The sequence below is a fragment of the Actinospineispora acaciae DSM 45401 genome (genome assembly GCF_000620785.1).
Lineage (GTDB): Bacteria > Actinomycetota > Actinomycetes > Mycobacteriales > Pseudonocardiaceae > Pseudonocardia > Pseudonocardia acaciae.
This window is the reverse complement of record NZ_JIAI01000007.1, coordinates 386,840-405,574: the sequence shown is the minus strand read 5'-3', so window position 1 is coordinate 405,574 and position 18,735 is coordinate 386,840. Positions and strand designations below refer to the sequence as shown.

Annotated in this window: 22 protein-coding genes; 9 read left to right on the top strand and 13 right to left on the bottom strand. The window is 72.9% G+C overall.

Annotated features, from left to right (window positions below; all coding sequences use genetic code 11):
- Positions 1-22: 22 nt before the first annotated feature.
- From N912_RS0129945 to N912_RS0129925, 5 genes are all read right to left on the bottom strand, one after another.
- Complete coding sequence (locus N912_RS0129945; protein ID WP_051580982.1) at positions 23-832, bottom strand: SAM-dependent methyltransferase; 810 nt, start codon at positions 830-832, stop codon at positions 23-25.
- 41 nt (positions 833-873) lie between these two features.
- A complete protein-coding gene (locus tag N912_RS0129940; protein WP_028925284.1) occupies positions 874-1,725 on the bottom strand; it encodes a phytanoyl-CoA dioxygenase family protein in 852 nt (283 codons plus the stop codon).
- A complete protein-coding gene (locus N912_RS60805) occupies positions 1,722-2,450 on the bottom strand; it encodes a FadR/GntR family transcriptional regulator (RefSeq protein WP_051580981.1) in 729 nt (242 codons plus the stop codon). Before N912_RS60805 ends, N912_RS0129940 begins: the two co-directional genes overlap by 4 nt.
- 5 nt (positions 2,451-2,455) lie before the next feature.
- Positions 2,456-3,799, bottom strand: a complete 1,344-nt coding sequence (locus tag N912_RS55585; protein WP_037067189.1) for an MFS transporter — start codon at positions 3,797-3,799, stop codon at positions 2,456-2,458.
- A gap of 128 nt (positions 3,800-3,927) precedes the next feature.
- Entirely contained in the window at positions 3,928-4,881 is a 954-nt protein-coding gene (locus N912_RS0129925; RefSeq protein WP_028925283.1) for a threonine ammonia-lyase, read from the bottom strand.
- Positions 4,882-4,957: 76 nt separating this feature from the next.
- On the opposite strand from N912_RS0129925, the gene N912_RS0129920 reads away from it, so the two are divergent.
- A complete protein-coding gene (locus N912_RS0129920) occupies positions 4,958-5,419 on the top strand; it encodes a hypothetical protein (protein ID WP_028925282.1) in 462 nt (153 codons plus the stop codon).
- 74 nt (positions 5,420-5,493) lie between these two features.
- Here the strand turns inward: N912_RS0129920 and N912_RS0129915 are convergent, their stop codons facing one another.
- Together N912_RS0129915 and N912_RS0129910 are read right to left on the bottom strand one after the other, a co-directional pair.
- Positions 5,494-7,131, bottom strand: a complete 1,638-nt coding sequence (locus N912_RS0129915; RefSeq protein ID WP_028925281.1) for an L-lactate permease — start codon at positions 7,129-7,131, stop codon at positions 5,494-5,496.
- A gap of 109 nt (positions 7,132-7,240) precedes the next feature.
- Positions 7,241-8,653, bottom strand: coding sequence for an aminotransferase-like domain-containing protein (locus N912_RS0129910; protein ID WP_028925280.1), 1,413 nt, complete (start codon positions 8,651-8,653; stop codon positions 7,241-7,243).
- A 37-nt stretch (positions 8,654-8,690) separates the two neighbouring features.
- On the opposite strand from N912_RS0129910, the gene N912_RS0129905 reads away from it, so the two are divergent.
- A complete protein-coding gene (locus N912_RS0129905) occupies positions 8,691-9,593 on the top strand; it encodes a DMT family transporter (protein WP_028925279.1) in 903 nt (300 codons plus the stop codon).
- On the opposite strand, the gene N912_RS62465 is transcribed toward N912_RS0129905, so the two are convergent.
- Positions 9,480-10,646: a DUF4037 domain-containing protein gene (locus N912_RS62465; RefSeq protein WP_169747977.1), complete on the bottom strand. Its 1,167-nt coding sequence runs from the start codon at positions 10,644-10,646 to the stop codon at positions 9,480-9,482. The genes N912_RS0129905 and N912_RS62465 overlap by 114 nt on opposite strands.
- Positions 10,647-10,752: 106 nt before the next feature.
- Here N912_RS62465 and rpmG point away from each other — a divergent pair, with 106 nt between their 5' ends.
- Together rpmG and rpsR are read left to right on the top strand one after the other, a co-directional pair.
- Complete coding sequence (rpmG, locus tag N912_RS0129895; RefSeq protein WP_028925278.1) at positions 10,753-10,917, top strand: 50S ribosomal protein L33; 165 nt, start codon at positions 10,753-10,755, stop codon at positions 10,915-10,917.
- On the top strand, positions 10,917-11,162 hold the full coding sequence (gene rpsR, locus N912_RS0129890) for a 30S ribosomal protein S18 (RefSeq protein ID WP_028925277.1): 246 nt from the start codon (positions 10,917-10,919) through the stop codon (positions 11,160-11,162). The genes rpmG and rpsR overlap by 1 nt, the downstream gene beginning before the upstream one ends.
- Before the next feature lie 159 nt (positions 11,163-11,321).
- On the opposite strand, the gene N912_RS0129885 is transcribed toward rpsR, so the two are convergent.
- Genes N912_RS0129885 through N912_RS55575 form a run of 3 tightly spaced genes read right to left on the bottom strand, consistent with a single transcriptional unit; the run spans position 11,322 to position 12,869 of the window.
- Positions 11,322-11,720 carry a type II toxin-antitoxin system VapC family toxin gene (locus tag N912_RS0129885; RefSeq protein WP_028925276.1) on the bottom strand — a complete coding sequence of 133 codons (399 nt, stop codon included), beginning with the start codon at positions 11,718-11,720 and terminating at the stop codon, positions 11,322-11,324.
- The gene (locus N912_RS0129880; RefSeq protein WP_028925275.1) at positions 11,717-11,977 is read right to left on the bottom strand and encodes a type II toxin-antitoxin system VapB family antitoxin; all 261 of its coding nucleotides are present in this window, start codon (positions 11,975-11,977) and stop codon (positions 11,717-11,719) included. The genes N912_RS0129885 and N912_RS0129880 overlap by 4 nt, the downstream gene beginning before the upstream one ends.
- On the bottom strand, positions 11,952-12,869 hold the full coding sequence (locus tag N912_RS55575; protein ID WP_064745419.1) for an NAD(P)-dependent oxidoreductase: 918 nt from the start codon (positions 12,867-12,869) through the stop codon (positions 11,952-11,954). The genes N912_RS0129880 and N912_RS55575 overlap by 26 nt, the downstream gene beginning before the upstream one ends.
- A gap of 81 nt (positions 12,870-12,950) precedes the next feature.
- On the opposite strand from N912_RS55575, the gene N912_RS55570 reads away from it, so the two are divergent.
- Complete coding sequence (locus N912_RS55570; RefSeq protein WP_037067187.1) at positions 12,951-13,613, top strand: TetR/AcrR family transcriptional regulator; 663 nt, start codon at positions 12,951-12,953, stop codon at positions 13,611-13,613.
- Between the two features lie 21 nt (positions 13,614-13,634).
- Positions 13,635-14,366, top strand: coding sequence for a DNA repair protein RecO (gene recO / locus N912_RS0129865; protein ID WP_028925274.1), 732 nt, complete (start codon positions 13,635-13,637; stop codon positions 14,364-14,366).
- Positions 14,367-14,379: 13 nt separating this feature from the next.
- Here recO and N912_RS0129860 read toward each other — a convergent pair whose 3' ends face one another.
- Together N912_RS0129860 and N912_RS0129855 are read right to left on the bottom strand one after the other, a co-directional pair.
- The gene (locus tag N912_RS0129860; protein ID WP_245645507.1) at positions 14,380-15,258 is read right to left on the bottom strand and encodes an EamA family transporter; all 879 of its coding nucleotides are present in this window, start codon (positions 15,256-15,258) and stop codon (positions 14,380-14,382) included.
- 247 nt (positions 15,259-15,505) lie between these two features.
- Positions 15,506-17,056, bottom strand: coding sequence for a BACON domain-containing protein (locus N912_RS0129855; protein ID WP_156994134.1), 1,551 nt, complete (start codon positions 17,054-17,056; stop codon positions 15,506-15,508).
- A 68-nt stretch (positions 17,057-17,124) separates the two neighbouring features.
- Here N912_RS0129855 and N912_RS0129850 point away from each other — a divergent pair, with 68 nt between their 5' ends.
- The 3 genes from N912_RS0129850 to N912_RS0129840 all read left to right on the top strand — a co-directional run bounded on the left by N912_RS0129850 (position 17,125) and on the right by N912_RS0129840 (position 18,734).
- The gene (locus N912_RS0129850; protein WP_028925271.1) at positions 17,125-17,367 is read left to right on the top strand and encodes a DUF4177 domain-containing protein; all 243 of its coding nucleotides are present in this window, start codon (positions 17,125-17,127) and stop codon (positions 17,365-17,367) included.
- 165 nt (positions 17,368-17,532) lie between these two features.
- Positions 17,533-18,327, top strand: a complete 795-nt coding sequence (locus N912_RS0129845) for an isoprenyl transferase (RefSeq protein WP_028925270.1) — start codon at positions 17,533-17,535, stop codon at positions 18,325-18,327.
- On the top strand, positions 18,324-18,734 hold the full coding sequence (locus N912_RS0129840; RefSeq protein ID WP_028925269.1) for a hypothetical protein: 411 nt from the start codon (positions 18,324-18,326) through the stop codon (positions 18,732-18,734). Before N912_RS0129845 ends, N912_RS0129840 begins: the two co-directional genes overlap by 4 nt.
- Position 18,735: the final 1 nt, after the last annotated feature.

The following is an 18,735-nucleotide window of genomic DNA, read 5'->3' as shown; positions in this document are numbered from 1 at the left end:
CCTGATCTCGGCGGCCACCGGCTCAGGGCTTGCGGCCGACGGCGACGTACGAGGTCATCGGCTCGCGCGCCTCCGCCGCCTCGGCGAACACCGGCCGCCACCGATTGCGCGGCACCAGCCCGGGCTCGACCAGTTCCAGCCCGTCGAAGCAGGCCCGGAACTCGTCGAGGGTGCGGGGGTGGTAGCCGCGCGCGGCCGCCGCCTCCAGGTACGCGCTTTCCCCCGTGTCGACGCCGTCGGCGATCACCAGGTAGCCGCCGGTAGGCAGCGCGTCGACCAGCGCGGCGGTGATGGAGCGCATCTCCTCGAACGTGGCGGCGGCGTGGCCGAGGATGCCCAGCAGCAGCACGGCCAGCGGTTCGCGGAAGTTCAGCACGTTGCGGGCATCGGCGATGATCAGTTCGGGATCGCGCACGTCCGCGTGGACGTAGGTGGTGACACCCTCGTCGGTGGTGTTGGTCAGCAACGCGCGGGCGTGCGCCAGCACCAGCGGGTCGTTGTCCACGTAAACGATCTTGGATTCGGGCGCGATCGCCTGGGCCACCTCGTGGGTGTTCTGCATGGTGGGCAGGCCGGTCCCGATGTCCAGGAACTGCCGGATCCCCGCCTCGCCGGCGAGGTAGCGCACCACTCGGGCGAGCATCTTCCGCGACTGGCGGGCGATGGTCAGGATCTCCGGGTACTTCCGGATGAACTCGTCGCCGGCGGCCCGGTCCGCGGGGTAGTTGTCCTTGCCGCCCAGCCAGTAGTCCCACACCCGCGCGGACGACGGCGTCAGGAAGTACTCCTCCGGGATCCCGGCCAGCGAAGCCCATGGTTGCTGCTCGGCCACGGGGGTGAGCGTATAGCCCCCCTCGATGCGAGGGGTGCCGTTCAGCCGAAGGCGCGGTGGGACAGCGCGCTCTGCACCTCGTAGATGGAGCCCTGCCGGGGATGGGCGGGCAGCGGGATGCGGACCGGGACCGGCTCCAGCCGGGGGGTGGCGACCGGTGAGCCGCACAGCAGCCGGGAGTTGAACTCCGTCCAGTCGGTGAAGTTGACCAGCGGCCAGGCGTCGGCGGCGGCGTACTCGAAGAGCAGGAACCGGCGCGGGCGGGTCGAGGTGTTGGGGGCCGAGCCGTGCAGCAGCCGGGCGTGGTGGATCGAGATGTCCCCGGCGGCCAGCTCGATGGGCGCCGCGTCGTCGATCAAGCCGGCCGGGTTCACGGCGCCGACGAAGTGGCCGTCCTGGTGGTGGTCGTGCACCGGGCCCGTGTGCGAGCCGGGGACGACCATCAGGCAGCCGTTCTCCAGCATCATGTCGTCGATCGCGATGCCGACCGCGAGCACGTCGTCGTTGGTGTGCGGGTAGAACGCCCAGTCCTGGTGCCACTCGACGGGGCTGCCGAACTCCGGGGACTTCATGTTCAGCTTGGTGTTCTGGAACCGGACGCCGTCGCCGAGCAGCTGGCGCAGCAGCCCGAGCAGGGTGTCGTTGCGCAGCGCCCGGTCGTAGGCCCGGTGGCGGCGGTGCGGGGCCTTGAGCCGGCGCAGCCTGGGTTGGTCGAAGCTGTGCCCCGGCTCCAGGTCGAACGCGTCGGTGTGGTCGCTGACGTGGCGGGACTGTTCGACGAACTGGTCGGTCACGGACTGGAGCTCGCGCACCTCGTCGGGCGTGAACACGCTGCGCACGGCCAGGTAGCCCCGGGTGCGGTACTCGTCGAGCTGGTCGCTGGACAGCCTCACGGGCGTTCCCCTTCCTCACGGGTGGTGCGGACGTGGCAGTCGACGTGGGCCTCCATCAGGCGCATGGCTCGCGATCCGTCGGCCCCGCCGTCGTCACCGCGCAGGGCGGCCAGGATCGCGAGGTGCTCGGCGTGCAGGGTGCGGCGGTCACCGGGGGCGCGGCCGTACTCGCCCCACGCCGTGACCCAGGCCTGGTGCACCCACTTCTGGGTCCGTTCCAGCATCGGGTTGCCCGCCGCCCGCGCCAGGATCGCCTCGAAGCGCAGGTCCAGGCTGCCCTGCTCGGTGTCCTGGTCGTCCAGCTCGGCGGCGGCGCGCTCCAGGAACTCGGCGGCCGGCCCGAGGTCGGCGTCCGGGCGGGCGGCCAGCAGTTGGACCACCCTGGTCTCGATGGCGGCGCGCAGGTCGGTCAGCCACTGCAGCGACTCCAGGCTCGGCTCCAGCCCGCCCAGCAGGTGCTCGACGGGCAGGGTTCCCTCCGGGTCGAGCACGAACGCGCCGGCGTTGCGCCTGATCTCGATCTTGCCCATGCTCTCCAGCGCGCGCAGCGCCTCGCGCACCGAGACCCTGCTGACCCCCAGCCGCTCGGCCAGCTCGCGCTCCGAGCTCAGCCGCTCGCCCGGGCGCAGGCCGCTGACCAGCTTGTCCAGCTGGGTGAACACCTCGCGGTAGACGTGCACCTGCTTGATCGGCAGCAGGCGGAAGGAACGGCGTGTGGACGTCATGGTGCTCAGTGTGGCCTCGGCGCGGTCGTGGCGGGTGTGGCCTCGGCTCCCGGCTCGGCCAGGATGTCCGTGCGGTAGGTCTCCGGGCCGCACAGCACGGCCACCGTGGTGATGGCGGCCAGCACCACCATGTACCCGGCGACCGCCCACGGCGCCCCGCCGGCCCAGACCAGCAGCAGGCTGGCCAGGAACGGCGCCGGCCCGCCGGCCAGGATCGACCCCAGCTCGCGGGCGAACGCGAACCCGCTGTAGCGCACCCGGGGGCCGAACAGCTCGGCGAAGTAGGCGGCCTGTGGCCCGAACATCCCGGCCACCCCGATCCCCACCGCGGCGGCCATCGCGAACAGCACCAGCGGCGTGCTCCGGGTGTCCAGCAACAGGAAGTACGGGAACGCGAACAGCGCGCAGAAGATCGCCGCACCGGCGTACACGGGCCGGCGGCCCACCCGGTCGGACAGCACCGACCAGACCGGCACCATCACCAGCTGCGCGCAGGTGGCGATCGTGACCGCCAGCAGCGCCGTGGTGCGGGAATAGCCGAGCTGGCCGGACAGGTAGCTGATGCTCCAGGTCGGGAAGAGATAGCCCAGTCCGTTCTCCGCGAACCGCGCCCCGATCACCACCAGGAAGCTGCGCGGCTGGGTCGTCAGCGCGTGCTTGATCGGTGCCCTGAGCACCTCGCTGCGCCGCCGCGCCCGCTCGAACACCGGCGACTCGGACAGCCGCAGCCGCAGGTACAGCCCGATCCCGACCAGCACCGCGCTGAGCCAGAACGGCACCCGCCAGCCCCAGGACAGGAACTGCTCCTCCGGCATGTTCGAGACGGCGGCGAACACCGCGGCCGCCAGCAAAGTGCCCAGCGAGACCCCCATCGGCGACCAGCTGCCGAACCAGCCCCGTCGCCCCGGCGGCGCATGCTCGACCGCGTAGATCACCGCACCGCCGTACTCCGCGCCCGCCCCGAACCCCTGCGCCAGCCGCAGCGCCACCAGCGCGACCGGCGCCAGGATGCCGATGCTCGCGTAGGACGGCACGCACCCGATCAGGAACGTGGCCCCTCCCACCAGCAGCAGGGTGGTGACCAGCACGTTCTTCCTGCCGATCCGGTCGCCGAAGTGCCCGAAGAACAGCCCGCCCAGCGGCCGGACGAAGAACCCGACGCCGAAGCTGGCGAACGCGACGAGGGTGCCGACCGCAGGCTCGAGATCCGGGAAGAACAGCTTGTTGAACACGACGGCGGCGGCGTTGCCGTAGATGAAGAAGTCGTACCACTCCAGGGCGGAGCCGATCCCGGAGGCGAACGCGACACGGGCCAGCGAGCCCGGCCGCCGAACGGGCGTCGTTGCCATCGGCGCGGCCTTCTCGGTGTGAGTCCCGGCGTGGGATTGGACTGTGGACTAACCACAGCCAGTGAACGCCGTCACAGTGCTGTTCGTCAAGGGTCAGCGGCGGCCGCGGTGACGCCCGAGCGCGGCGGTCAGGCCTGGACGGCCTCGGCGAGCAGGGCGGGGTCGATGTTGCCGCCGGAGACCACGGCGACGGTCGGGCCGGCGGGCAGTTGGTCGGCGCGGTGCAGGTAGGCGGCGGGGGCTACGGCGCCGGACGGCTCAGCGACCAGCCTGGCCCGGCGCGCCAGCAGGCCGATCGTCGAGCGGATCTCGTCCTCCGACACGGTGAGCACGCCGTCCAGCACCGATCGCAGGTGCGCGAAGGTCAGCTCGGAGGGCTCGGCGCGCAGGCCGTCGGCGCTGGTGCGTACGCGCTGCTCGGCGGGCCAGTGGACCAGCTCGCCGGCGGCGAAGCTGTCGCGGGTGTCCGCCGCCAGCTCGGGCTCGACGCCGAACACCGCCGCGTTCGGGCACAGCGCCTTGACCGCGACGCCGATCCCGGAGGCCAGCCCGCCGCCGCTGATCGGCACCAGCACGGCGGCCACCTCGGGCAGGTCCTCGGCGATCTCCAGCCCGATGGTGCCCTGGCCGGCGATGATGTCCGGGTGGTCGAACGGGGGGACCAGGGTGGCGCCGCTCTCGCGGGCCAGCTCGCGGGCCACGGCGGCGCGCTCGGTCAGCGGCACCAGCCGGACCTCGGCGCCCAGCTCCTCGGTGGCCGCCACCTTGATCGGCGGCGCGGTGTCGTCGATGACGATGGTGGCCGGGATCCCGGCGACGCGCGCGGCGTAGGCGACGGCCTGGGCGTGGTTGCCGCTGGAGTAGGCCACCACGCCTCGGGCGCGCGCGTCCGGGGTGAGCCGGGCCAGCATGTGGTGCGCGCCGCGTACCTTGAACGCCCCGATGGCCTGCAGGTTCTCCGGCTTGAGCGACAGCGGCCGGCTCGGGTCCGTCCACGGGCACGCCACCAGCGGGGTGCGCAGCACGGCGTCGCCGATCAGCTTCGCGGCCGCGCGGATGTCCTCGATCGTCACCAGCTCCATGCCCGGAATCATGCCCTGTGGGCGGCCGGCGCGCCGGTAACCTGAAAAGGTAGCCGGAAGGAGCGTCACGACGAGCGTGAAGTGCATCGAGTGCGGCGACGAACTGCTGGCCGAGCGCGCGGAGCTGGGGTTCGAGTACTGCACCAAGAAGGAGTGTCAGGCCGCGCGGCACCGTGGCCTGACGGTGACCGCGATCGGGGTCAACAAGAGCGCGGACGTGTACCTGGTCGCCGACCAGGCGGAGATCACCCGGCGCGGCGAGTCGGGCGAGTTCGGGAAGAAGAACGCCGGCCTCGGGATCGACAGCTGTCGACCCGTCGTCCCGCCCGCGCCGAGGCACCCGCCCGAGCCCCGGACTCGTCCACGCCCGGCAAGGCCGACAAGGCCGGCCTGGACGCCGCAGCAGGCGCGGGTCGTTCGGCTCTACCACGAGATGGGCCTGAGCCCGCGCCAGATCGTCGAACGCGCTCGCGCCAACACACCCCGCCTCGGTCTCACCGAGACCCTGGTCGTGAAGATCCTCTCGTCCCCGCGCTGAGCCGCCCGTGGCCAAACCCGTGAGTGGCTAGGGCCGCTATGACGGCCCTAGCCACTCACGGGTTGTCCACAGGGTCAGCCGCCCACCCGCATCCAGCCCAGCACCGGCGTGGACTGCAGGAACACCAGCACGCACACGCCGAGCAGGAACAGGACGCTCCAGCCGAACACCCGGCGGAACAAAACGCCCTCGGAGCCGACCTCGCCGACCGCGGCGGTGCCGATCGCCAGGTTCTGCGGGGAGATCATCTTGGCCACCACGCCGCCTGACGTGTTCGCCGCGCCGAACAGGATCGGGCTGGCGTGCAGCTGCTCGGCCGCGGTGGTCTGGAGCTTTCCGAACAGCGCGTTGGAGCCGGCGTCCGTACCCGTGACCGCCACCCCGAACCAGCCGACCACCGGCGAGAGGAACGCGAACAACGCGCCGGACTGGGCCAGCCACAGCCCGAGCGTGGAGATCTGGCCGGACAGGTTCATCTCGTAGGACAGCGCGAACACCAGCAGGATCGTCACGATCGCCCAGCCGAACTGGCGCAGCGTCTCCCAGTACGTCCTGGCGGCGACCGTCGGCTTGATTCCGAGCACCAGCGCGGTGACCACCCCGGACAGGAACAGCAGCGTCCCGGTCGCGGACAGCCAGTTCAGCTTGTACGCCACCGACACCGCCTTGCCGGCCTGGGACGTGATGTGCAGCCCCGGCCAGTTGAACGTGACGGTCGGCGCCTCCAGCGCGCGGCTGATGCCGGGCAGCTGGGCCAGCGAGAACAGCAGCACGACCACCCCGTACGGGGCGAACGCCTTGGCCACGTCCGCGCGCGAGTCGCCGGCCGGCGTGCCCACCCGCCGGGTGAACGCGTCGTCGTCGACGGCCCCGCCCGCGGTCACCGGCCGGTTGGGGACGCCGTCGCGGCGCCAGAACCTGTTCAGCGCGACCACGGCACCGGCCGACACCAGCGCGGCGAAGATGTCACAGAGCTTGTAGTTGACGAAGTTCGAGAAGGCGAACTGCGCGAGCGCGAAGGACAGCCCGCAGGTCAGCGCGGCCGGCCACACCTCGCGCAGCCCACGCCGCCCGTCCACGATCCCGACCAGCACGAACGGGACGAACACCGCGAGCACGGACACCTGCCGGCCGGCCATCGCGCCCAGCGTCTCCGGCGGCAGCTCGGTGACCTGCCCGAGGATGGTGACCGGGTTGCCCAGCCCGCCGTACGCGACCGGCGCGGTGTTGGCCACCAGCGCGACGGCGGCCGCCTTGAGCGGGCCGAACCCGATCGCGATGAGCATCACCGCGCAGATGGCGATCGGCGAACCGCCCCCGGCCAGCGCCTCCAACAGCGCGCCGAACGAGAACGCGATGACGATCGACTGGATCCGCCGGTCGTCGCTGATCGCGGTGAACGACCGGCGCAGCACCGCGAAATGGCCCGTCTTGACGGTCAGGTTGTAGATCCAGATGGCGTTGAACGTGATCCAGAGAATGGCCAGCACGCTCAGCGCGGCGCCGAACACCCCGGCGTCCAGCGCCTGCCCGACCGGCATCTTGTACACCCCGAGCGCGATCACGATCGAGATCACCAGGGCCGCGGCGCCCGCCCAGTGCGCCCGCCATTTCAGACCGCCGAGCGCGATCAGCAGGGCCAGCAGGGGTAAGGACGCGAGCAGGGCGGAGAGGGTGAGCGAACCGGTCGGGTTCAGGTTCTGGACGTACACGGTGACCTCCGAAAGAGGACGACACTTCGTTGTGTGCGTTCACGAATGTGAACAGGTGCCATGTATGGGAACCATGGTGACATCGCTGACCCCGTTGAAGAAAGGGGTTCTAGAACTGGCGGGCGAGCGCTTGGCCGAGGACGCGGGCCGCGTCGGGGAAGGCGCCGGGGTTGGGGCCCGCGTAGTTGAGCCGGAGGAAGCGCCCGGTCGGTTCGGCGGGGAACCACTCGTTCCCGGTGCCGAGGACGACGCCCGCCGAGGCGCAGTCCTGGATGACCCGGTCGAGGTCGATGGCGTCGGGCAGGCGGGCCCAGAGGTTCAGCCCGCCCTTCGGTACGGCGTCGAGCCGTGCGTCGGGCGCGTGCTCGCGCAGGCTCTGGACCAGCAGGTCGCGGCGGGTGGTGAGCTCGTGGCGCAGCCGGCGCAGGTGGGTCAGCCAGGCGGGCTGGGCGACGATGTCGAGCGCGACCGCCTGGAGCACGCCGCTGACGTACATCGAGTCCGCCTGGGTGTCGGCGAGGATCCGGGTGCGCGCCGGCCCGCGCGCGACCAGGCCGGCGACCCGGACCGAGGGGGAGACGCTCTTGGACAGCGAGCGGATGTAGACGACGTGCCCGCCGTCGTCGCGGGCGGCGACCGGGCGCGGGTCGGCGGTCATCCCGAAGTCGTACGCGGAGTCGTCCTCGATGAGGAACGCGCCGTGGCGCCGGACGGTGTCCAGCACCCGATCGGCCAGCGCGGGCGTCCACAGCGCCCCGGTCGGGCTGGCGAAGCTCGGCTGGGCGTAGAACGCGCGCGCCCCGGACCGTTCGAAGGCGCGCGCGACCGCGTCGGGGTCGGGGCCGTCGCAGCCGCTGGGGACCGGGACGACAGTCACGCCGACCTGGGCGGCGGCCAGGATCGCGCCCCAGTACGTCGGCGACTCCATGAGCAGCGGCCGGCCCGCCCCGACCAGCGAGCGGAACGCGGTGACCAGCCCGCACTGGCTGCCGGGGATGATCACGACGTCGCTGGGGGCGGCTGGGGTGATGCCGGTCGGTGTCACGGACGCCAGCTCGGCCGCGAACCAGGACTGCAGGTCTGGGAGGCCCGCGGTGGGTGGCCTGGTGATCAGGGCGTCGGTGCGGGCGGCGCGGGTGAACGCGGCGCGGACCAGGCGCCGGGGCAACAGCTCCCGGTCGGGGTAGCCGGAGTGCAGCGCGACCACGTCGTTCGGGACGGACTGCAGGGAGGCCGGCAGGTCCGGGATCCGGTGGTTGGGGGAGCCGAGCGCGGCGGTCTGCCAGCCGTAGTCGTTCGGACGGGCGACCCGGACGGCGCGCACGAAGGTGCCCACGCCCGGGCGGGTCTCGACCAGGCCCTGCGCGGCCAGGCCGTGCAGGGCCTTCTGCACGGTGACCGGGCTCGCCCCGTGCCTGGCGACCAGCGAGCGGGTCGACGGCAGCTTCGCGCCGGGTGCGGCCTCAGCGATCCACCGTCGCAGCTCGGCGGCGATCCTCTCAGGGCTGCTATCGTCGGACATGAAGTATGACGATAGCGCTACTCTCACGAAACCGTCGGTGCTATCCGCCTCGCGGGCCGGCCTCTGGTGGGGGTTGGTCGGGGTCGCGGCGTTCTCCTTCACCGTGCCGTTCACCCGGGTCGCGGTGGCGGACGGCGCGATGTCGCCGCTGTTCGTCGGGTGCGGGCGGGCGGTCATCGCGGCGCTGCTGGCCGCCGCGGCGCTGGCCGTGACGAAGCAGCGCCTGCCCGCCGGCGTCCAGTGGGCCCGGCTGGCCGTCGTCGCGGGCGGCGTGGTCGTGGGGTTCCCCGTGCTGACGTCGTTCGCGCTCACCACGGCGGCGGCCAGCCACGGCGCCGTCGTGATCGCGCTGCTGCCGGCCGCGACCGCCGTGATGGCCGTGCTGCGCGGGCGCGAGCGGCCGCCGGCGTCGTTCTGGGTCATGGCGGGCGTGGGCGCGGCCGCGGCCGTCGTGTTCGCCGCGTTGCAGGGCGGCGGGCTCGGCGGGCTGGAGTGGCCGGACCTGCTGCTGTTCGGCGCTGTCGTCGCGGCCGCGATCGGGTACGCGGAAGGCGGGCTGCTGGCCCGCGAGCTCGGCGCCTGGCAGACCGTGTCCTGGGCGTTGGTCCTCTCCGCGCCGTTGATGATCGCCCTGAGCTGGGTGTCGGTGGCCGAGCGCGCCCCGAGCGGCGGTCCTGTCGAGTGGGCGGCGTTCGGCTACCTGGCGGTGGTGAGCATGTTCCTCGGCTTCTTCGCCTGGTACCGGGGGCTCGCGATCGGGCCGATGGCGCGGGTCAGCCAGGTGCAGTTGGTGCAGCCCGTGATGACCATCGGCTGGGCCGCGCTGCTACTGGGGGAACGGCTGAGCTGGCCGACAGTCCTCGGCGGCATCGCGGTGATCGCCTGCGCCGGAGTCGCCGTCCGCGCCCGGCTCGGGCAGGCCGCGCGCGGGGGTCGCTGAGCGCCGCCATGCCGTGCCGAGCGGCCTGGAGAGCCGGGGGTCGGCCAGCGCCGTCGTGTTGTCCGCGAACTGGTCGATGGCCCCGGTCGGCGGCCGCCGGCGCAGCTCGGGGTTCTCGATGCCCGCCCGCAGCGCCGCGCCGAACCGCTCGGCGTCGAGCACCTGGTAGGGCCGGTCGTGGAACCGTCTGGTGGCGGGGTCGAGCGGTTCGGTGAGGCCGAGCCCGTTGTGCTCGCGCGCGACGGCGCCGTACGCCGCGACCAGGTGCTTCTCCCGGGTGGGCCAGTCGGGCGCGGTCAGCGCGCCGGCAAGGTCGGCGGGCAGCCCGTCCGGCGGGGGCAGCCGGGCGAACGCGGTGCCCAGCCACTTGCTGTACGGCGGGTAGCGCCGGCGCATCAACAGGCACAGCCGCATCAGGTCGCGGACCAGGCGGGCGGCCACCACGCCCGACCCGAGCGGGTCGCCGGCCTCCGCGCACCGCCCGGGGAACGCCTCCTCCTCGGCGATCCGCTGCCACTGGCAGGCCAGCACGTAGCGCCACACGTCCTCCGGGTACCAGGCCAGCGCGGCACGCGCGGCGGTGAGCTCGCCCGGCCCGTCGTGGAACACCGCGCCGCCGGTGACCTCGGCCAGCCGCTGGGTCGGCGTCGCCAGCCAGTCGGCCGTCGTGACGCCCGCGCGCGGGTCGAAGCCGAGCTGGTCGCCGAGGTAGGCGCCCAGGGTCGTGCACTCCACCCGGTGTCGGACCCGAGGGTCGCGGGTGCGGGCGAACGCCGTCGGATGCCCGCGCCAGCTCGCCGGGAGCCGCCGGGTGAGCATCGCGTCGACCTCGCCGGCGCGGCGCGCGTCCTCGTCGGTCAGGAAGATCTGCAGGCGCGCTCCCCAGTCGTGGTCGGTGGACCGCTCGCCGTCGAACCCGAGGACCTCCGAACCCGGCCCGATCAGCGCCGCCGTGTGGCGCAGCCCGGGGAAACACCGCTCCAACAGCGGCCGGACCACCTCGCCGTGGTACCCGCGCGCCAACCGCAACCCCGGCACGAACTCGGACGTCACGCCCGGACGTTAACGGCATCCCCGGATCCGGGGCACGGAGGTTTCCTGCGGTGCTACTCTCTCGTTAGATGAAAACGGATGTCGTTATCAAGAGAGGAGTGAGAGTGTGGCGAGGTCGGAGTTGAGGCCGCTGGTCAAGTTGCGTTCGACGGGGGGTACGGGGTTCACGTACGTGACGCGCAAGAACCGCCGGAACGATCCGGACCGGCTGCGGCTGCGCAAGTACGACCCGGTGCTGCGCCGGCACGTCGAGTTCCGCGAGGAGCGCTGATGGCGCGCACCCCGGCGGCCGCGAACCCCCGCAAGCGCAAGCCGAACCCGCTTCGCGCCCGCCGGCTCGACGCCGTCGACTGGAAGGACACCGCGCTGCTGCGCACCTTCATCTCGGACCGGGGCAAGATCCGCTCCCGCCGCGTCACCGGCCTGAGCCCGCGCCAGCAGCGCCAGGTCGCGGCCGCGATCCGCACCGCCCGCGAGATGGCCCTGCTGCCCTACCCGAACGCCGCCCGGAACTAGGGCGTGTCCCGTGGATCATTCAGCCGGCTGCGCGGCGCCCAGATCGCGCCTCGCGGCGTTCTCGTCGCCGCCGATACAACAGCGGTATCGGCGGCTCCTCGGCCTTGCGAGCCACAATCTGGATCACCGCTCGCTCGGCATAGATCCACGGGACACGCTCTAGGGGCGGGGCGCGGGCTCGACGTCGGTGTGCTCGAAGTCGTCACCCTTGAACAGCAGCGGCTCGTCCACGCAGCGGGCCAGCGCATAGGCGAAGCAGTCGCCGAAGTTGAGCCTGGCCGGGTGGCCGCTGCCCCTGCCGAAGTCCCGGTACGCCGCGCGGGCCACCCGTGCCTGCTCGGCCGTCACCGGTTCGAGCGCCACGCGCGCCCTGGTGACCAGCTTGTCGACCTGGCGGCTGGCCACCGGGTCGCGGGCGGAGTCGATCACGACGGCGGCCTCCAGGTAGTTCGCCACCGACATCCGGGGGGTGCGGGCGGCGGCCAGCGCGAGCGCGAACGACTCGGCGTCCGGCTCGTCGCGGAGTATCGCGACCAGCGCGGACGTGTCGACGATCAACGGGGGAGCCCGCGTTCGTCGTAGAGCAGCTCGCCGTGGTCGACCTCGCGGGTCCGCGCGGGCAGCCGGGACGCGGCCTCCCGGCCGATCGCCAACAGCCCGTCGGCCCGCGCGCGGACCTGGGCCGGCTCGGCCCGCAGCCGCTCCAGCCGCTCCCGGACCGCCGTGGTCACCGCCGCGGTCAGGCTCTCGCCGGTCAGCCGGGCCAGCTCATGGGTGAGCCGCTGCGTCTCATCGCTCTTGATGTTGAGGCTCACGCTTTCCTCCATGGTAGACGGAGTCATCCACCATGGTACCAAGGGACTCGATCAGGCCGGTCAGGCCTTCGGCGCCGCCGGCCAGGGCGATCCGGGCGTCGACCAGCCGGGCGAGCCGCTCGTCGGACTCCGTCTCCAGGCCGAGCCCGCGCCGCATCTCGACGAGGTCGGCCAGCACCCTGGCGTGCTCGGCCAGCGGCGCCGGCCCCGGCGGATACCGGCGGTCGCGCACCTCGCCGGCCACCTCGGCGGCCGCGCCGCGCACGTAGTCGAGCTGGCGGGCCGCGAACGGGGCGAACGCCTCCGGGTCCAGCCCGGCCGAGGTGACCAGCGCCAGTGCGCGCAGGTACCCGAGCTGGGCCTCGTACCAGAGCCCGAGCATGGCCAGGTCGTACAGGCAGGCCAGTCCGGGGTCGGCGCCCAGGTGGGTGGCGGTGCCGAACCGCCTCAGGGTCGCCTCGTGCTCCTCGAACACCGCCCGCTCGCCGCCGTAGAGCAGCAGCGCCTCGGGCGTGCCGACCTGGTGGGGGAACGCCTGGACGACCCCGTCGAGGTAGCGGGCCCGATGCCACTCGGCCCAGCGGGCCAGGTCGCGGGCCTGCTCCGGGGTGCCGGTGGTCAGGTTGACCAGCAGCCGGTCGGAGAGCGCGTTGCCCAGGGCGTCCAGGATCTCGCGCACCGCCGGGTAGCCCGAGACGCAGAGCACCACCACCTCGCTGGCCTCGACGGCCTCGGCGAGGCCAGCGGCCGCCGCGCCCCTGGCGACCAGCGCGTCCGCCCTGCCCGCCGAGCGGTTCCAGACGGTCGTCGGGTGCCCGCCGTCGAGCAGCGCGCCGGCCAGGGCCGTGCCCATGGTGCCGAGCCCGAGCACCGTCACGGGTGTGGGGTCCATCGACGGCTCCCTCCGAGATCCTTCTCCGGCATCCTTCACAAGATTACGTGTCGGAACGTAACAGAAAGGTACGCTGGTGTCATGTCGTTCGACGGTGAGCCCGCCACCGCCCGCCCGGCCCGCGCCGGCCGGCCGCGCGACCAGCGGATCGACTCCTCGGTGCTGGACGCCACCTGTGCCGTGCTCGAGGAGTCCGGCTACGCGCGGCTGACCCTGGAGGAGGTGGCCCGGCGCGCGCACACCACGAAGCCGGCGATCTACCGGCGCTGGACCAACCGCCAGCACCTGGTGCTGGCCGCGCTCGGGGCGCACCTCGGCGACGTGAGCACCCCGGACACCGGCTGCACGCTGTGCGACCTGAACGAGGGGATCAACGTCTTCGTCGCCGCGTTCCGGCGGATCCGCCCGGAGGTGATCGGCCCGCTGCTGGCCGAGTGCGCGACCGACTCCGGCCTGCACGGCGCGTTCATGACCACGCTGTTCGACCCGCCGCGCGCCGCCGTGGCCGCCATGCTGGACCGGGCCGTGGCGCGCGGTGACCTGCGCGCGGACCTGGACCGCGACCTGGTGTTGGACATGCTTGGCTCGCTGGTGCACTACCGCGCGCTGTTCGGCCACGCGCCGACCAGCGAGGACGAGGTGGAGCGCGCGGTGGAGGCGCTGCTGCGCGGCATCGCCACCGACTACCCCGCGCTGGTCGAACACACCCGCCAACTCGCGGCCGGTCACGCTCCACACGCCTGACCCCGGCCGTAGGCTTGGCGGGTGACCCTGTGGCGTGACACCGGCGTGGTGCTGCGGGTGCAGAAGCTCGGCGAGGCGGACCGGATCACCACGCTGCTGACCCGCCGGCACGGCAAGGTGCGCGCGGTCGCCAAGGGCGTGCGGCGGACCCGTTCGCGCTGGGGCGCCCGGCTGGAGCCGTTCAACCACGTCGACGTGCAGTGCTACACCGGCCGCAGCCTGGACATCGTGACCCAGGCGCAGACGGTGGACGCCTTCGGCGCCGGCCTGGTCGGCGACTACGCCCGGTACACCACCGGGTGCGCGGTGCTGGAGACCACCGACCGGCTGGCCGCCGAGGAGGGCGAACCGGCGCTGCGGCTGTACCTGCTGCTGGTGGGCGCGCTGCGGGCGCTGGCCGGGCGGGAGCGGGACGCGCACCTGGTGCTCGACGCGTTCCTGCTGCGCGCCATGGGGTACGCGGGATGGGCGCCGGCGATCGCGGAGTGTGCCCGGTGCGCCGAGCCCGGGCCGCACCGGGCGTACAACGTCGCGGCCGGCGGGGCGGTGTGCGGACGCTGCCGCCCGGCCGGCTCGGTCACCCCGTCACCGGAGACGTTCCAGCTCCTGGACGCCCTGCTGCACGGCGACTGGCCGATCGCGGACGCGGCCACCGCCCCGGTCCGCCGCGACACCAGCGGCCTGGTCGCCGCCCACCTCCAGTGGCACCTGGAACGCCAGCTCCGCTCCCTGCCCCTGGTCGAACGCCGCTGACCCCGTCGCCCCGCTACGGCAAGCTGATCAACAGCACGCCGGCGAGCACCACGGTGGCGGCCACGGCGCGGCGCGGGCCCAGCCGTTCGCCGAGGAAGAACGTGCCGATCAGGGTGCCGAACACGATGCTGCTCTCGCGCAGCGCGGCGATCGGCGCGAGCGCCCCGCTGGTCTGCGCCCAGAGCACGATCCCGTAGGCCAGCAGCGAGATCGTGCCGCCCGCGATGCCGGGGAGCGCGCACCTGCGCACCGCGCCGAGCAGGCGCCGGCCGCGCACCAGCGGCACCACGATCACGTACGGAACGCCCTGCAGCATGAACATCCAGCCGGTGTAGGACAGCAGCGGGGACAGCCCGACGCCCACCCCGTCGATCACCGTGTAGGTGGCGATCATCAGCCCGGTCGCGCCGGCCGCCGCCAGCGCGGGCAGGTGCTTGCGGCCCGGGATCCCGCCGGCCAGCACCAGCCCGAGCAGCCCGGCGGACACCGCGAGCACCCCGGCCAGCTCGCTGCCGGGCAGCGCCTTGCCGAGCACCACCACCGAGACCACCGCGACCACCCACGGCGAGGTGCCCCTGGCCAGCGGGTACATCTGGCTGAACTCGCCGAGCCGGTAGCTGGTCATGAGCAGCGCGTTGTAGATCGCGTGGGTGAGCGCGGAGCCCAGGATGTACGGCCACGCCCCGGCCGGCGGCAGGCCGGCGAACGCGACGAGCGCGCCGCCGCCGACCACGTCCACCACGCCGATCAGCCCGAACCCGACCAGCCGGTCGGGTACGCCGTGGGCCAGCGAGTTCCAGATCGCGTGCAGCAGCGCGGCGGCCAGCACGGCGAACACGATCGCGGGGCCGATGGACTGGGCGGGGGAGTGGCCGGACCACGCGCTCAACACCGTCAAGGAGGCTCCTGGGGTCGGTCCCGGAAATCCGGGCGTGCCGAATGAGGAGCCCTCAGGGCTTTTGTCCCGTCAGGTGTGGGCGGGGCCGGCTGGGTTGCCGGGCCGTCCTGGCGCCGCTCGGTCCAGCCCCGGCCACCCTGATTGTCGATCGGTGTGCGAGCGGGCGACCGGCGGAACCCTAGGCGCAACCACGTGCTGCCACCACGCTAACACCTGGTGACGCACGGGCAACTCGACGCGATCAGGACGGCCCGTCGTCGCCCTGGTTCGGTGGGTCGTCGTCTCGCCCGCCGCCGTTGTCGTCGTTCGTGGGGGTGCGCTGGCCGGCGGGGGGCCGCTCGTCGTCCGGGTTCGGTGTCTCCTCCGAGGACGGCGGGGCGCTCGACGGGGGTTGGCTGGGGGACTGCGTGGGCGTGGGGCGCGCCGCGCAGTCGCCGTAGGTGATGACCCTGGGCGGGCCGGTGGCGGTGTTGCCTCGGGAGTCGGTGGCGGTGACCTGCCAGACGATGTTCGCGCCGGAGCCGGACCCGAGCCGCCCGGTGTAGGTGTCGCCGTTGGCCTGCATCGGCTGGGAGCGCTGGCCGGGGCCGACCAGCACGACCCGGACCGGAGGCGACTCGTCGCGCACGGTGGCGGTGATCACCGACACCGTCGGGCAGCCGTAGCCGCCGATGCGGGTGGCGCTCGCGCCCGCGTTGGTGATCACCGGTGGCCGCTCCTGGCGCAGCGCCACGGTGACGTCGACCTGTCCCTGGCCGTCGGCGGTGCCGACCCCGAGCCGGGTGCGGGCGTCGCCCTCGTGCGGGACGGCGCCCCGGTCGGCCACCACCGTCAGCTCCTGGGTCGTGTTCCCGGCCAGCACGCCGGACGCCGGGGTCACCTTCAGCCAGGGATCCGCCGGGACGGCCCGCCACGCCGAGGGGGTGGCGCCGGTGTTCGACAGGGTGACCGTGGCGGTGGACTCGGCGGCGCCGAGGTCGATCACGGTGGTGGACAGCGTGAGCTCGAACGACGGGCCGAAGGTCACCGCGACCATCGGCTTGCGCTCCATGTTCCGCTGGACGAACAGCGCCGTCCCGGTGACCACGACGAGCACGCAGGCCACCGTCCACGTCCAGGCCGCCCGCGTCCGGGGTCGGGGCAGGCCCTCGTGCGCGCTCATCAGTGCGGTCTCGCGCAGCACCCGGGTCCGCAGCGAGCGCGGCGGGACGGCCAGCGGTACGGCGGCGCGCAGCGGCTCCGGGTGGTCGGCCGCGAGCCGGGCCCGGAGCAGCGGCTCCAGCTTCGGGGCCAGGCGGGTGCCCAGCGTGCGCAACCGGCCCGCCGCCCGCCTGGCCGGCAGGCCCACGATCCGGCCCACTTCCGTCGCGTCCAGCCCGTGCCGCAGGTGCAGGGTCAGCAGCGCGCGATCCAGCCGGCCCAGCTCGCCCACCGCCCGCGCCAGCGCCGCCCTCGGGACGTCGTCCTCCTCATCCTCATCGCGGGTGTCGTCGTCTCCGTCGCCTCCGTGCTCCTCCGTCGTGCGCTGCCGATAGGCCACGCCGTACAACCAGGGCCGCAGCTCGGACGGGTCGCCGAGGTGGTTGAGGCCCGCGACGGCCCGCCGGAACGTCTGGCGGGTGGCCTCGGCGGCCCGATCCGGGTCGTCCAGCAGGGCCAGGTGCAGGTCGTAGACCCCGGCGCCGAACCTGTCGTACAGCGCGGCGAAGCTGGCGCGGTCCCCGGCCAGCGTGCCGAGCACCAGCCCGCCGTCGCTGTCGACCTCCACCAACGTGCTACTGCCGGTAGCCACCGCGATTACCCTCCATGCCACCCGTGGATAACAATCCGACAGCGCATTCTCGAAGGAGTTCCCGAGTCATGAGCTGGCAATTCCAGACGATCGCCGTCTGGCGCAGCTACGACAACAGGCAACGAGACTACCTGTGGGTCATGTCGACCCCGCGCGGGGACATCTCCGGCTGGGAGGAGATTCTTGATCTTCAAGCGGCCGAGGGCTGGGAGCTCGTCTCCGCCTGCGTCGATGGCTACCAGGAGGGCAACACCAGCATGGAGGCGACGGGCTACCGGCTGTTCTTCAAACGCGCGGCGCCGGCGGGCTGAATTCGGGCGATCCTCGGCCCACCAATGGGAGAAATGGGACGGCGTTAAGCTCAGAATTCTCTCAGTATTGTCCGGGCTTTCTCAGAATTGGCCCGGACGGTTCCGGTCGGCCTCGCCGTGCCACCGCTCGCGCGAGGGTGAGCCCGGCGTCGTAGGCTCGCCGGTGTGCCGCCCGTCCAGCCACCCGACCCGCATCCGTCCGGCGCGCGGCCGCCGGACATCCCCCGTGACCTGGTGCCGAAGCACATAGCCCTGGTCATGGACGGCAACGGGCGGTGGGCGAACGCGCGCGGGCTGCCCCGCACGGAGGGTCACCGGCGCGGCGAGGCGGCGCTGATGGACGTCGCGCGCGGCTGCATCGAGCTGGGCGTGCGCTGGCTGTCCGCGTACGCGTTCTCCACCGAGAACTGGAAGCGCAGCCCGGACGAGGTGCGGTTCCTGATGGGGTTCAACCGGGACGTGATCCGGCGCCGGGTGGACGAGATGCACGCCATGGGGGTGCGGGTCCGCTGGGCCGGCCGCCGCCCTCGGCTGTGGCGCAGCGTGATCAAGGAGCTGGAGATCGCCGAGCGCAAGACGCTGCACAACGACGTGCTGACGCTGACCATGTGCGTCAACTACGGTGGCCGGGCGGAGATCGCTGACGCGGCGCGGGAGATCGCCCGGCTGGTCGCGGACGGGCGGATCAAGGCGGACAAGGTGGACGAGCGGATGATCGCCCGCTACCTGGACGAGCCGGACATGCCCGACGTCGACCTGTTCGTGCGCTCCTCCGGCGAGCAGCGCACCTCCAACTTCCTGCTCTGGCAATCGGCATACGCGGAGATGGTCTTCCTGGACACGCTGTTCCCCGACTTCGACCGCAGGGACATCTGGCGGGCGTGCGAGATCTACGCCGGCCGCAACCGCCGCTTCGGCGGTGCCATCGACAAGGCAGACAAGGCGGGAGCCACCACATGACGGCGACGATGCTGGCCACCGCCAAGGACGCGCTGGAACGCTTCCACGAGGTCCGGGAGGACGACGACGGCGCGCTGTCCTTCCTGCACGGCGAGGTGCCCTGCGCGCTGCAGGGCGTCGAGCTGGCCGAGGGACTGCTGGTGCTCAGCCTGACCTGCGTGATCGCCTGGGACGTGGACGCCGACTCGGACATCCCGCTGCGGCTGGCCGAGCGCGCCGGCCAGGGCCTGTTCGGCACCCTCGGCGCGGTGCGTACCGAGCGCGGCTGGGACGTCACGCTGCGCTACGTGTTCCCGGCCTCCGGACTGGACGTGGAGCCGATGGGCACGCTGCTCATGCTGGTGGTGTCGAACGCGTCCCAACTGCGCGGCGAGCTGCTCGGCGACCGCAAACCCGTGAGTGGCTAGG